12 protein-coding genes are annotated in these 13,979 nt (G+C 49.2%); 11 read left to right on the forward strand and 1 reads right to left on the reverse strand.

Annotated features, from left to right (window positions below):
- Positions 1-147 precede the first annotated feature (147 nt).
- The 6 genes from ACWXW9_RS18200 to ACWXW9_RS18225 all read left to right on the forward strand — a co-directional run bounded on the left by ACWXW9_RS18200 (position 148) and on the right by ACWXW9_RS18225 (position 6,956).
- On the forward strand, positions 148-1,083 hold the full coding sequence (locus ACWXW9_RS18200) for an ArsR family transcriptional regulator (RefSeq protein WP_494930612.1): 936 nt from the start codon (positions 148-150) through the stop codon (positions 1,081-1,083).
- A 213-nt stretch (positions 1,084-1,296) separates the two neighbouring features.
- On the forward strand, positions 1,297-3,018 hold the full coding sequence (locus ACWXW9_RS18205; RefSeq protein ID WP_494930536.1) for an ABC transporter substrate-binding protein: 1,722 nt from the start codon (positions 1,297-1,299) through the stop codon (positions 3,016-3,018).
- Between the two features lie 84 nt (positions 3,019-3,102).
- Positions 3,103-4,056 carry an ABC transporter permease gene (locus ACWXW9_RS18210; protein WP_494930537.1) on the forward strand — a complete coding sequence of 318 codons (954 nt, stop codon included), beginning with the start codon at positions 3,103-3,105 and terminating at the stop codon, positions 4,054-4,056.
- A gap of 15 nt (positions 4,057-4,071) precedes the next feature.
- Positions 4,072-4,998: an oligopeptide ABC transporter permease gene (gene opp4C, locus ACWXW9_RS18215; RefSeq protein WP_494930538.1), complete on the forward strand. Its 927-nt coding sequence runs from the start codon at positions 4,072-4,074 to the stop codon at positions 4,996-4,998.
- A 13-nt stretch (positions 4,999-5,011) separates the two neighbouring features.
- Positions 5,012-5,995 carry an ABC transporter ATP-binding protein gene (locus ACWXW9_RS18220; protein ID WP_494930539.1) on the forward strand — a complete coding sequence of 328 codons (984 nt, stop codon included), beginning with the start codon at positions 5,012-5,014 and terminating at the stop codon, positions 5,993-5,995.
- Positions 5,988-6,956: an ABC transporter ATP-binding protein gene (locus ACWXW9_RS18225; protein WP_494930540.1), complete on the forward strand. Its 969-nt coding sequence runs from the start codon at positions 5,988-5,990 to the stop codon at positions 6,954-6,956. The genes ACWXW9_RS18220 and ACWXW9_RS18225 overlap by 8 nt, the downstream gene beginning before the upstream one ends.
- A gap of 129 nt (positions 6,957-7,085) precedes the next feature.
- Here ACWXW9_RS18225 and ACWXW9_RS18230 read toward each other — a convergent pair whose 3' ends face one another.
- Positions 7,086-7,673, reverse strand: a complete 588-nt coding sequence (locus tag ACWXW9_RS18230; protein WP_430039207.1) for an LOG family protein — start codon at positions 7,671-7,673, stop codon at positions 7,086-7,088.
- 94 nt (positions 7,674-7,767) lie between these two features.
- Between ACWXW9_RS18230 and ACWXW9_RS18235 the strand changes: the two genes are divergently transcribed.
- The 5 genes from ACWXW9_RS18235 to ACWXW9_RS18255 all read left to right on the forward strand — a co-directional run bounded on the left by ACWXW9_RS18235 (position 7,768) and on the right by ACWXW9_RS18255 (position 13,945).
- On the forward strand, positions 7,768-8,088 hold the full coding sequence (locus tag ACWXW9_RS18235; RefSeq protein WP_025685550.1) for a MazG nucleotide pyrophosphohydrolase domain-containing protein: 321 nt from the start codon (positions 7,768-7,770) through the stop codon (positions 8,086-8,088).
- A gap of 299 nt (positions 8,089-8,387) precedes the next feature.
- Positions 8,388-8,657: a 30S ribosomal protein S14 gene (gene rpsN / locus ACWXW9_RS18240; RefSeq protein WP_494930541.1), complete on the forward strand. Its 270-nt coding sequence runs from the start codon at positions 8,388-8,390 to the stop codon at positions 8,655-8,657.
- Between the two features lie 234 nt (positions 8,658-8,891).
- Positions 8,892-9,884, forward strand: coding sequence for a cation diffusion facilitator family transporter (locus tag ACWXW9_RS18245; protein WP_431089153.1), 993 nt, complete (start codon positions 8,892-8,894; stop codon positions 9,882-9,884).
- Between the two features lie 208 nt (positions 9,885-10,092).
- Positions 10,093-12,006 (forward strand): heparinase II/III family protein, encoded by a 1,914-nt coding sequence (locus tag ACWXW9_RS18250; RefSeq protein ID WP_494930542.1) that lies wholly within the window; start codon positions 10,093-10,095, stop codon positions 12,004-12,006.
- 16 nt (positions 12,007-12,022) lie between these two features.
- Complete coding sequence (locus ACWXW9_RS18255) at positions 12,023-13,945, forward strand: glycosyl hydrolase (protein ID WP_494930543.1); 1,923 nt, start codon at positions 12,023-12,025, stop codon at positions 13,943-13,945.
- The last annotated feature ends 34 nt before the right edge of the window (positions 13,946-13,979 follow it).

The raw sequence follows: 13,979 nt of genomic DNA on the forward strand, positions 1-13,979 counted from the left end.
GGAGTCTGATCATATCAGGCTTTTTTTGCATCTTGATTATGTCGCTTGTTTCGTTCATATTTGTATGCAAGGATCACAGGGAATGAACGGATGTACAATAATATGTATAATGAACGTCAGACATGAATGAAAAGAGGACGGAAAGTGATGACCTACGACGTGAAAGCCCCTTACGATGTACATGTGGGATTTGGACCGATGTTTGAGCTGCTTAGCAGTTTGCATACTTTTATTTGCCGCAAGGCATACAAGAAGACGGATTTGTCATCCGGGTGGGCCGAGCAGGTACGTGGCAAGCTGTCGCCAGGACTGTCCGAGCTGCTGGATTCCATGGAAATCAATGCAGACTGGAAGGTCATATACGGACTCGTCTGTATGCTTTCCGATGAAGGGGGCAGTGACGAGGTTATAGATCGTTTGGAGAGCCGGACAGCACTGGAACTGCATGAGCAGGCATTAGCCTATGGTATCCCGTTATCTGAGGATATGGAGAAGCTTCGCAGTCTTGCTTTACGGCTGCTATCTGGTTGGTATGAGGAATACTTTCGCTATACTGACGCTAACATTCTGATTGGGCTGGGACAGGAAGCCGAGCAGAGAAATAAGGAGAAGGATACCTATAGCACTTTGGAATGGGTGGATCGTATAACCAATGGCTTCCAGTTTGAGCCTTCCGATGGACTGACGCGGATACTGCTGGTACCGCATTACCATTTTCAGCCGCTTAATATCATTTACCGTTTTGGATCGCTCCTGCTGTGTCATTATTCGGCGGGCATTTATTTTCAGGAGGACGATTTTTTATCTCCACAGGAATACCGGATGATTCGAAGCTTGGGGGAGAAAAGCAGGCTTAAGATTTTAAAATATTTACACCAAAGCGATGCACCGCGCACCTTTATTGAAATTGTCCGTCACCTCAAGCTATCGAAGGGCATTACGCACGACCATATTTTCAAGCTGCGTGCCTCCGGCTTCATCCATGCCCACTTTGATAGCGAAACGTTGCTCGGCTATAGTTCAAGGCTTTCAGCGGTGAATGAAATACATAGCAGTATCCTCGGCTATATGGAACGGAAATAAGCTGCGGCGTACCCATAGACTTTAATACTTTAAACGAATAGACGTCGGTCACCTGGAGATGGAATCCAGATGATCCGGCGTTTTTTTGTCTAAATATAAAAAAAAGTCGAGTTCTCCCTTTACAGAACTGCATTAGATTCCTATAATGGGATTTATCTTATTAATTACAACTTGTTTGATCGGAATTTAACTAATTAACGCGGGGGGATTATTTTGAAAAAAGGAATCATTCTACTAAGCAGTCTACTACTAGCAAGTTCAGCCTTACTAGCGGCTTGCTCCAGCGGTGGATCGGACAGCGCTAACAGCGCCACTCCGCAGAGTAATGATGCTGCACAGACGGCTGCTACTGTACAGCCTTTGACAAGTCTGGTACAGGCATCCGATTTGACCAAGCTGCCGGATGTGTCCAAAAAGAGAAGCGATACAATTATTGTCGGTCTGACCGACCCGGCTGGGGTGTTCACTCCTTATTTCAACCAAAGTGGCTATGATGGCAACGTGATTTCGCAGTTGTGGACTCCGCTGGTCACGGTAGATGAGAAAGGGCTTCCACTACCGAATCTGGCTAAGAGCTGGGATATCTCCAAGGATAATCTGACGTACACGTTTCATTTGGTTCCCGATACGAAATTCAGCGACGGTTCCCCTCTGACGGCAGAGGATGTCGGTTTTACATGGACGCTGATTTATGACAAAGCCTATGCCGGAGACAGCCCCATCCGCAAATTGAATATTAAAGGCGGCAAGGCCTATACCGAGGGCAAATCGAAACAAATTGACGGGATCAAGGTCATTGATCCGCAAACGATCTCGGTAACGCTGGAAAAGCCAAACGCGTTGGCGCTGACAACTCTAGGCTCCGATGTCTTGTCCAAAGCCTACTACGGCAAGGATTACAAGTTCGGACAACTGGATTACTTTAAAAACCTGCATGGTAGTCCTTTGGGTAACGGCGCTTACAAGCTGGAGAAATTCATTCCGGGGCAAGAGGTTCGTCTGGAAGCCAATGATAACTTCTTCAAAGGCAAACCGAAAACACAGCATTTTATCTACAAAACCGCGGAAGGCGATGCTTGGCAGTTTATTGAGACAGGCGATACCGACTTTGCCCAATTCACCGCGACTCAGGAAAACATTGATAAATTGAAAGGGCTTGGCTTTTTGAACATTTTGCCCTATACCCCAAGCACTTACGGATATATTCAATTAAATCTGGAGAATGAAAAGCTGAAGGATAAGAAGATTCGTCAGGCGTTGACTTATGGTCTGGATCGCAAAACCATTTATGTAGATGCAGCGCAGGGTGCAGGAGCGGTGGCTAACATTCCGTCTTCTCCTATTTTTTGGTCCTACACGACAGACGGGGTAAATCCGTACAATTATGACCCGGAAAAAGCGAAAAAACTGCTGGATGAAGCAGGCTGGGTAGCAGGCAGTGACGGTATCCGTGAGAAAAACGGCCAGAAGCTGACCATTCACATGCTGACCTCCAAACGCCCGGAAACAGATACGTTTATTGCAATCGCGTCTGAAAATTACAAGGAGATTGGCGTTGATTTCCAACCGGAAATTTTCGCAGACTTTAATGCAATGGTCGCCAAGGTAGATGGTAAAGATTACGATATGGCATCCTTCTCCACCCCAATGCTGACCGACCCGTCTGACGGGATAGAGCAATTCGTCGATGGGGAAATCAAGGGGTATAACAATCCGAAGGTAAAAGAGCTGTATGAAAAAGGCTTATCCACGACGAATATTGAGGAACGCAAAAAAATATATAAAGAACTGTACTTACTGCTTAACGATGAGCTGCCCGTCATTTTCACGAACTATAAGAAAACAGTGTATGCCTACAATGGCCGCATGGAACATGTAAAGGTCAGTCCGTTCATTGGCTTGTCCGGCAATCTGTTTGAATGGTCCCTTAAATAAAGCCATGCTTGCGGGCCCCTTGTGAAGAATCGTCAGTTCCGATCAAGGGGCCTCCCAAATGGGGTGAAATGAAAGGAGTCTGTCATGAGCTCGTTTTTAACGAAAAGACTGACGTATATGATCATTATTTTATTGGCCGCTTCGATGATGATTTTTTTTCTGTACGCCATGACACCGGGGGATTTCATCAGCGGCGATCTCAAGCTGTCGCCAGAGAGGAAGGCGGAGCTGAGGGAAATATACGGACTGAACAAGCCCATTCTGGAACGCTACGGAAGCTGGCTGTGGAATGCGCTGCATGGCAATTTTGGTTATTCACTTGCCCAGCAAAAGCCAGTGCTGACCTTGTTTAATGAATATATCTGGAACTCGTTTTTACTAGCGATTGTATCGACCTTCCTGACGTGGGTTATTGCTGTCATTATTGGTGTGGTTGCTGCTTATAAGCAGTATTCATGGTTCGATACCCTCGTTATGGTGGTGATTTTTGCCGCCATGTCTGTTCCATCCTTTTTTATCGGGCTGTATCTGATCAAGGTTGCAGCGGTCGATCTCAAATGGCTGCCGCCGGGCGGCATGCTCAATACGGGCAGTAACGCTACAGGCATGGAGTATGTGAAGGAGGTCGTTCAGCATATGACCCTGCCGGTGACCGTCATGACACTGCTGGGACTGGGTTCGCTGACCCGTTATTTCCGCAGCAATATGATCGACGTGATCCAGCAGGACTATATCCGCACGGCTCGTGCGAAGGGCTTAAAGGAAAGAAAGGTACTTTTTACACACGCGTTGAGAAATGCGTTGCTGCCTGCAATTACGCTGATTGGCTTCGAATTGCCCGCGTTGTTTGGCGGATCTCTTATTATTGAAAAGATTTTCAACTGGCCGGGAATTGGTCAGCTGTACATGTTATCCTTTTCGCTTCGGGATTACCCGCTGCTCATGGGCTTCACGATGCTGATTGCTATTTTGAGCGTCATGGGGACACTACTGTCCGATATTCTGTATCGTATCGCGGACCCGCGTGTAAAGGTGTAAGGAGGGGGCTATGGAATGTCATCCGTTAGCAGTAATTTGAGCAAAAGCAGCGGTAGACTGCGAATAGCTGCAAAATCTTCAATGTGGCGGCAAGCGCTGCGGCAGTTGTTCAGAAACAAGCTGGCTATGGCCGGGCTGCTCGTCGTTGTTTTTATGTTTTTGCTCTGTTTTATCGGCCCGTTATTTTCTCCCTATGCCGATAACAAAACGAATATATTAATCATGAACAAGGCACCGAACCTTCATCACTGGCTGGGAACGGATAAGCTGGGAAGGGATGTGCTGACCCGCGTGATGCAGGCAGGCCAAATTTCCCTCACCGTGGGACTGGCTTCTATGGTATTGTCTGTCTTTTTGGGAGCTACGCTGGGCGTCATATCGGCGTATTTTCGTGGAATTGCAGATCAGATCATTATGCGGATCGCTGATTTGCTGCTGACCATTCCGAGTTTGCCGCTGCTGTTCATTATGGGCGCACTGTTGTCTGACTGGAAGGTTCCGCCAGATCAACGTATGTATATCGTTATGCTGATGCTCAGTCTGGTCAATTGGCCGGGGATCGCGCGGATGGTGAGAGGTCAGATGCTTAGTTTGCGGGAGCGTGAATTTATGCAGGCTGCAACAGTGCTGGGACTGTCGAACCGACGCAAGCTGTTCAAGCATCTATTTCCTAATATTATGCCATTACTGATTGTTATCGCCACTTTGAACATTGGTGGAGCTATCCTGAGTGAATCTGTACTTAGTTTCTTCGGCCTTGGTGTGCTTCCTACAACACCGACTTGGGGCAACATGATTGATGCGGCCAACAATGTGCTGGATTTTCAACAGCGTCCTTGGATGTGGATACCGCCCGGCCTTTCTATTTTTGCTACGGTCATCGCCATTAATATTTTTGGTGACGGACTGCGGGACGTACTTGACCCGAAACATAAGAGGTAGGTGATCATACACCATGAACAATTTACTTTCGATTGAGCATTTAAGCACTCATTTTTATACCGAAGAAGGCACGGTCAAGGCGGTGGATAATGTCAGCTTCCGTGTGAAGCCGGGCGAGACGGTATGCATTGTCGGCGAATCAGGCTGTGGCAAAAGCATTACCGCGATGTCAATCATGGGCTTGATCCAGAGTCCCGGCGGTAAAGTGGCAGGCGGAAGTATTCGCTTTGAGGATACCGATCTGCTGGGGCTTAGCAGAAATGAGATGCGCACGATTCGCGGTCATGAGATATCTATGATTTTTCAGGAGCCGATGTCCTCGCTGAATCCGGTCATGACCATTGGGGAACAGTTATCCGAACCGCTGATCGAGCATTTGAAAATGGGGCGCAAGGACGCGCACAAGCGGGCGCTGGAGCTAATCGAACAGGTAGGCATTGCCCGACCCGAGCAGATTATGAAAAGCTATCCGCATGAACTGAGCGGCGGAATGCTACAGCGCATTATGATTGCCATTGCCGTGTCCTGCGGACCCAAGCTGCTCATTGCGGATGAGCCGACTACGGCGCTGGACGTGACGATACAGGCGCAAATCCTCGACATGCTGCGTGAATTCAAGGCCCAATCCAATATGTCGCTGATGCTGATCACCCATGATCTGGGCGTTGTTGCAGAAATGGCGGATTACGTGATTGTGATGTATGCAGGCAAGATTGTTGAGGAAGGCGAAGTGGTACAGCTATTTGATCATCCCAAGCATCCCTATACGCAAGGATTGCTAAAATCCAAGCCCGTGCTGAACCAGCGGCAAAAGGAGCTGTATTCCATTCCTGGGCAAGTGCCTAATCCGATGGAGCTCACCACATCCTGCTATTTTCATGACCGCTGCGGGCATTGCATGGACATATGCCGCGTGAAGGAGCCTGTATTAAAAGAAGTTTCAGCACAGCAGAAGGCATCCTGCTGGTTATATGAGGAGGCGGTTGTTCATGGCTGAGCCATTGCTGGAAATCGACCGCTTAAAAACGTATTTTCCGGTCAAGTCCGGGTTTTTGAACCGTACCACAGGGCATGTGCGGGCGGTGGATGATATCAGCTTTACGATCCGTCAGGGGGAAACCTTCGGTCTGGTGGGCGAATCGGGCAGCGGCAAAAGCACTGTGGGCCGCACGATTGTCAGATTGACAGACAAGACGGATGGCACCATTAAATACAAAGGCGTCGATCTGCACAGCCTATCCGCAAAAGGGATGCAGGAGCTTCGTCCTAAAATCCAACTGATCTTTCAGGACCCGTACAGCTCGCTGAACCCACGCGTGCGCATCGGAGATGCCATCGGGGAGGCGTTGCTGGATCACGGTATAGCGACGAAGGAGGAGGTCCGGCAGATTGTGCTGGACGTGCTCAAGCTATGCGGATTGTCGGAGTATCATATTGACCGTTTTCCGCATGAATTTTCGGGAGGGCAGCGCCAACGGATCGGCATTGCCCGCGCGCTGGCGCTCCAGCCGGATCTGATCATCGCAGATGAGCCAGTATCGGCGCTGGACGTGTCCATTCAGGCGCAGATTATTAACCTGTTCTCCAAGTTGCAGGCCGAGCGGGGGCTGACGTATTTGTTCATCTCGCATGATTTGAGCGTGGTGGAGCATCTGTGTTCTCGCATAGGAGTGATGTATCTAGGCTCCATGGTCGAAACGGCTTCGCGTGACGAGCTGTTCGGGAATCCGCTTCATCCGTATACGAAGGCGCTGCTGTCGGCTGTACCGATCCCGGTGCCGAAGCTAAAAAGAGAGCGGATTTTGCTCAAAGGGGATATCCCAAGTCCGGTTAATCCACCTTCCGGCTGCAAGTTCCATACCCGTTGTCCCTTTGCGATTGACCGCTGCTCCAAGGAAGTGCCTCTCTATCGTGAGGCTCGACCAGATCATTGGGTGGCTTGCCATTTGGCTGAATGAATAGAGCTGGGACACAAGTTTTTAAAGCCGCTGAAACGGCAGACCGTTCACTATATTAGATCGGTTCTGCTGTTTCAGCGGCTTCTTTGGATGTTATGAATATATTGATATTAGACGGGATACGACAAGTTACCGGGTTTGTTTTTCTTCAATAATGTAAGTTTTCTGGGTAGGCGGTTCATATGTACTAAATTGGTCAAGTAAGCCCTTAGGGTCTGTATCCACAAGTGCCATTGTACGGTATTTTTCATGCAGAAATTGCTCCGCTGACATATGATTAAATAATGAAACGAGAGGATCATAAAAAGAGTTAATGTTTAAGAGTCCGCAAGGTTTATTATGGAGTCCTAGTTGAGCCCATGTGAACATTTCAAAAAATTCTTCCAACGTTCCTGGCCCGCCTGGCAAGGCAATAAAGCCATCTGCCAACTCAGTCATTTTAGCTTTTCTCTCATGCATGGAGTTTACAATGATAAGTTCTGACAAGTTCTTATGGGAGATTTCTCTGTTTTCCAAAAAACTTGGTATGATGCCGATTACATGTCCACCCGCTTCTAAAACCGAATCCGCAACAGCTCCCATGATGCCAACACTTGCCCCGCCATAAACAAGCGTGATATTGCGTCTGACCAATTCTCTACCAAGGGATTTGGCACCTTCTCTATAAACATCGGCTGCTCCATTACTTGACCCACAAAAAACGGCTATTTTCTTCACTTTGTAACGCCTCCTCGTAAAATTTTCACCATCATATTATATCTGACTTTCATTATTTGATAAACTTGAGAAATGAAAATGGAGGCTGATGAAAATGAATATTGCTGAGTTCCAAGAGTGGGTAAAAGATTACTATGAAAGCAGGGGCTGGTCAGAGTTAGATATTTTTATTCGTATCGGCTTTTTAGCAGAAGAAACGGGCGAGGTGGCACGAGCGATAAGAGCTTTGGAAATCGGTAGAGATAGACCTGACGAATCAAAGGGCTCATTTGAAGAAAACAAACAGGAACTTATTGAAGAATTAGGAGATGTATTAGGTAACCTAATTGTAATAGCGAATAAATATGATATTCCTTTAGAAGAAGTATTTCACTCTCATAAAAAGAAACTATCAGAACGTTATTCTAAAATTTAATTTCTTTCATTTACGAAAGAGCAATGATAACACGATGATACCTCAATAGCGGCGGCAGTCTGAAACTTTTATGTTCAAATTTCAGACTAATGCTGTTTTTTTTCATTCGGTTAGTTTAATCCATTATGTTCATAGGACATCAGATTGGGTTGACAACTCACCCGAAACAGCGTTATATTAAATAGTAATCGTAACAATTACTATTTAAATGAAAATCATGTCCATTTCCGTGTTCGTCCATCCAGTGGCAGGGGTGGAGAGCCTTCATGATTGGCATATATCACAAGGAGGAGCTTTACATGGCTAAGAAGTCGAAAGTAGTAAAAGAGAAGAAACGTCAGGAAATTGTAACTAAATATGCAGACCTGAGACGTGAACTGAAAACAAAAGGGGACTACGAAGCATTACAGAAGCTTCCGCGTGATTCTTCCCCGACTCGCCTGAAAAGCCGTTGCGAGCTGACAGGCAGACCGAGAGGTTACCTGCGCAAATTCAAGCTGTCCCGTATCGCGTTCCGCGAACTGGCTCATAAAGGCCAAATTCCAGGCGTTACGAAAGCCAGTTGGTAATAAGGTATCCGTGCTCTTAACCTGATCCAATGTATCGGAGAAGGGCAAGCATAGAATGCTTCGCGTCATGGGATGACGTGGAGCATTCTTTTTTATGGCATTTATATTACTGTTTGTATTGATTTCTCCCCGTATGGTTAGGTAAAATATGGACGGGTTAAAAATAATACATAACAAAAGATTACATAATGTGGCGATATCGGATTATGTATACCTCAGGAGGAAAGCTACAGGATGGTTGAGCAGCAGAAAAAGGATTCATTTTGGAGTCTGGTGAAAAAGGGGAACAAATCCTCGGGCTCGGCGGCGCTGGGTAATACCGGCATTGCGCTAATTAAGGGGATTGCTTTTGCCCTGACAGGCAGCGGCTCCATGTTTGCCACGATGATGCATTCGATTGCAGATGCGGTGAACCAGGTGTTTGTATTCGCGGGCAGCGTGCTGGCAGAGAAAAAGCCGACAAAGCGCTTTCCTACCGGTTTTGGACGGGTGATTAACCTGTTTTGTATGGTCGCTGTTATTGTTGTAACGATCATGGCCTATGAAACCGCGTTGGAAGGCATCCATTTGTTGCAGCATCCGGCTGAATCCACGCATGGATTTTGGATTAATGTGGTGGTCCTGATTTTGTCTCTGGTGGTTGACGGTTTTGTATGGAGCAAAGCGATGAAGGAAGTGCTGCATGAATCCAGAGTTGAGGCGAAAGGGTTCGGCATTTTCACCTCTGCGTTTCGCAATGTGGGACGTGCTGCACCGCCAACTCGTCTGGTATTTTATGAGGATCTGGTAGCAACAACGGGTGGTGTGCTTGCCCTACTGGCTGTTGTGGTCACATCGCTGACAGATTTTAAACTGCTTGACGGAATATCGAGTATTCTCATCGGCTGTCTTATGGTAGGCGTTGCGTTTCGGGTCGGCTACGACAATATGGTGGGCTTGATTGGGGTATCTGCTCCCCCTGATATCGAAGAACACGTGGCTTCCATTATTCTTGCAGATACGCATGTGACGGATATTTACCAAATGCGTATTTTGCAGGAGGGACGCTATTATCACGTAGAAGGGCTGATCGAGCTTACACCGGGAATGACACTGGCAGATGCGGACGATATCAAATTCAGAGTCGAGGATGCTTTGTTACGTGATCCTAATATCTCAGACGCCGCGCTTGGTATTCTGGAGGATGACGGGATTAAAAACTGGAAACCGGAAAAGCCAAAGGTCTAGAAACGATAAATCCAGTCCAATCTGGACTCAGTCTGGCAAAAGAGTAGAACAAGAACTTCCATGACCACAGCAACGTGGGTTGGAGGTTCTTTTGTGTTTTGCGGTATTGTTTTTCTACCCCTTTGAATTTAGGGTGATTGTTAGATACAATGAAAGCGTTAACAAAATAGAAGCCGAAATGAATGTGTCTCATGGGGAGGAAATGCAAATGAGTCTTCTGAAGGAGGCTTGGCCTGCTTCGCAGCTCGTCACAGTGCTGACTGGCGGCGTGCAGGATGCAGCAAGGCGACGCTTAAGGCGTGAGTGGACAAAAAGGCTGCGGGCGACTGTCTCTGAGCCGATATATACCAGGCTTTGGAAGGATATTGAGCGTGTCTGTGAGAATAACCGGCAAACATCATGGCCGACGCTTCCGTTGACTCTGTTCAGGCAATTTGCGAATACAGGGGAGCGCAAGCCGTATGAGGATGTGTACTTTGAACGGCGTGGACGACTGGTTGCCCTCGTGCTGGCAGCCGTTGCCGAGCCAGAGCCTTGGCGGATCAAAGAGGTGGAACGCGGTCTGTTGGACATCTGTGGGGAGTATACATGGGCACTTCCTGCACATGTCAGGGAAGAGGATACGGTCACGCCGCCTTGGCAGCAGGTGGATTTATTCGCTTCCGAAACCGCGCAAACGCTGGCTGAAATCATACTGTTGCTCGGCGAGCAACTGGATAGCCATGTGGTCGCTCAGGTGCGTGGTGAGGTAGAACGGCGTGTTGTAGAACCTGTATTTTGGGAGCCGCGTCACTTTCAATGGGAAACAGCGGATCACAACTGGGCGGCTGTATGCGCTTCCGGCTGTGGAATCGCCGTGTTGCTGCTATCAGAAGATGACCCGCGCCAAGCTGCGGCTATTGAGAAAATGCTAGGTGCGCTGGATTGCTTTCTTGCAGGGTACAAGGAGGACGGCGGCTGTCCCGAGGGTGTTGGCTACTGGGTGTACGGCTTCGGCTATTTTATCTATTTTGCCGATATGCTGGGTGAGCTTACCGAAGGTGCTGTGGATATCCTCAGCTCGGAAAAGATTAGGCAAATAGCGGCCTTTGCGGAGCGGGTTCATCTATCGGACGGCGTTTTCGCCAATTATTCGGACAGTAGCGAAACCGAACGTCTTCCTTCCGGACTCATCTCTCGTGTAAATGCTTTGCAAGGACGACCGTCCACACTGCCATTCCGCGTACCGGGTCTGCTGGAGGATCCTTGCCGTCGTTGGGCGCATGTATTGCGCAATTTGGTCTGGACGGATCCTTTGGCCTTTGGGAACAGTGAGGCTGTAGTCGATTATTTGCCACAACTCGGGTGGTTGATGTGCCGCAGTCACAGCCACAGCATATCTGGAACTCCGACAGTTGAACAGGCCGCTATATTTGCCTTTTCATCTAAGGGTGGACATAACGATGAACCGCACAATCATAACGATCTGGGACATTTTATCCTTCATGGCGGCGGCGAAAATCTGCTGTGTGATCTGGGAGCCGGCTTATATACGAAAGCCTATTTTTCACCGGGGCGAGAGTCGATCATCAACATTTCTTCCGGTGGTCATTCTGTGCCTGTCATTAACGGGACCATGCAGCAATCAGGTGCGGAGGCACAGGCGGTTGTGCTGGATATTGCCTTGGAAGAGCAAGGGGCGGCACTGGCGGGGGCGAGGCTGAAGCTGGATTTGACATCCGCGTATCCCGTAGAAGAATTGGCGCTGTTCACTCGCTCATTTGTCTGGAATGTATTGGAGGGAAACGAGAGGGCGAGGCTTACCGTCACAGATCATTTTGAGTTTGTAGCGTCTTCGGACGGGAGCATACAGCCGTGGGATGTGCAAGAGAACTTGATCAGCCGTATTCAGCCTTACACGGGCACGGGCTTCGTGGAGTGGAAGGGAGCGAATACATTGGTCAGGCTGGATTATGATGCCAGGTTGCTGCGTCTGGAGGTAGAGGCTGCGCAGCATATGGATCATGACGGGGTACCGTTTGTGTTTTACAAAACATCGTTAAGCCTGGTCCCGGATCGCTGTGGCGGCACTACAATCGTGGATTGTGAGCTATTTTTCACCATAAATCAATCTTCATTTTGAATGGGAGGCAGACAGGATGAATAAGCTGCATACAGGCAGCGTGTATCCTTGGCAGACGGAGCTGGAGGAATTTATAGAGCAGTTGGATGAACAGTTGGAAAACGGGCTGAATCGAGTGGATGACGGCTGGACTCACCAACGTAAGCTTGCCGTGCTGGAAAAGCTGGTTCGTGCTTATACTCCGCATCAGGATGAAAATGGGGCCATTATCGACCCTCATTCTGATAGTGAACGGTATTACTCGACTCCATCTTATGCTTTGGCAGCGGCGGTACTGGTCAAAGAAGGTCGGCATGACTTGCTCGAATCCGCTGCGGCGGCTCTAACACATAGCATAGCATGTGTGGTGGAGGAAAGGGCCCCGGATCACCATCCGGACTTTTTTCCGATCATGATGATGGGGGCGTATCGGCTGCTCAAAAACCTGCTGCCAGAGCAGGCCACAGCATGGAAGCAGCAGTTGAGCCGGATTCAGCCGGAAGACACCTACATTTTTACGATGAGCAAAATGAAAAATCCGAACCGCATGATCAACTGGAACGCAATTATGATGTCCGGTGAGTTTATGCGTGCGGCGGAAGGAATTGCTGCGGATGCTGAATGGATGGAGACGTATATCCGCAGTTATCATTTGCCGCGCTTTACCGGATTGGGCTTGTATGAGGACGGTCCGCTGGATCGGCCCAATAGCCCCTTCGCCTACGACATCGTCACACGCTTTCATCTGGGAGTGATGCTGGAAAGCGGATATGATGGCGGCTGCGCCACTGAGCTGCGCGACCATCTTCGCAAGGGGGCGCTCAGTTCGTTGCTGGCGTTATCCCCACACGGGGAAATTCCGCCGCGTGGAAGAAGCGCGCAGCATCAGTGGAACGAAGCGGCAGCGGCCTTCGTTTTCACGACACATGCGCAGCAGGCTTTTGCAGCGGGCGAGCACGGGCTGGCAGGCGCATTCCGGCGGGCAGCGGACCTGTGCTGGCAGGCAATTGGCCGCTGGCAGACCGACGAAGGCAAGCTGCATATCGTCCGCAACCATTATTCGTCCGAGGCGCGGCATGGCTTCGAGGTGTATTCGAACCATACCTGCTACAGCCTGTGGACGGCCGCTGCACTGGCTTACACACTTTTGCACGGAGCGGATGTGGAGCGCATTTCACCATCCTTAATTCCGGCGGAAATCGGCAGCCGAGTGCTGGAAACGGACGGCTGGTTCCAGACCGTCATTGCGACCGTAGATGGACAGCAAATGCTTGTGCAAACATCGGTCAATGACCCGTACAATATTCCCGGCATCGCGCGTATCCAGCGTTCCACGCTGCCGCCGCTCATCGGTCCGTCCTCGGCGGGGCATGCAGACCGCGGCTTTACGGGCTTTGCAGAAGGGGATATTTTCCCGCTCAGCTATTCCCCGGCCTGGCAAACGGAGGACGGGAAATGGCACAGCCTGTCGGAGGGCATTCCTGGCACGCTGGAGTTCGACCGGGATGGAGGCATTGATCCGCTGGACGGCGGAGGATCGGTACAGATGGAGCAAAGCTCCGCATCCAACGGAGCGACTGATTTTACATTGTTGTGGAAGGGTCCATTCCCGGGCGTATGGGAAATTCGAACGCATTATCGGCAGGTACCCGGCAAAATTGAAGTGACATATGAGCTTAAAGGCAATATTCAGTCGGTAGGGGCGCTTATTCCTTTAATGGCCTATGACGGCCAGGAACGCAGTACCATTCATCATGTGATGTCCACAGGTGAAGAGAAGGAAAGCATTCGGGTGGAGTACGCAGGTGCGAGCCTGGAGGTTATTCCAGCAACGGAAGGAACGAATGTTGTGTGGCCGGAAGAACTGGCTTCTGTGGCCTGTCGGAATGGTTTGCTCAAGGGAGCGCGTTTGGAATGCGAGGGTAGTCGTATTTCCTTTATCATTCATTTGCCGGCATAAATTAGGCCGGAACAATAGAGTTTTTAACATGTGG

Source organism: Paenibacillus sp. LT-B23 (genome assembly GCF_059417685.1).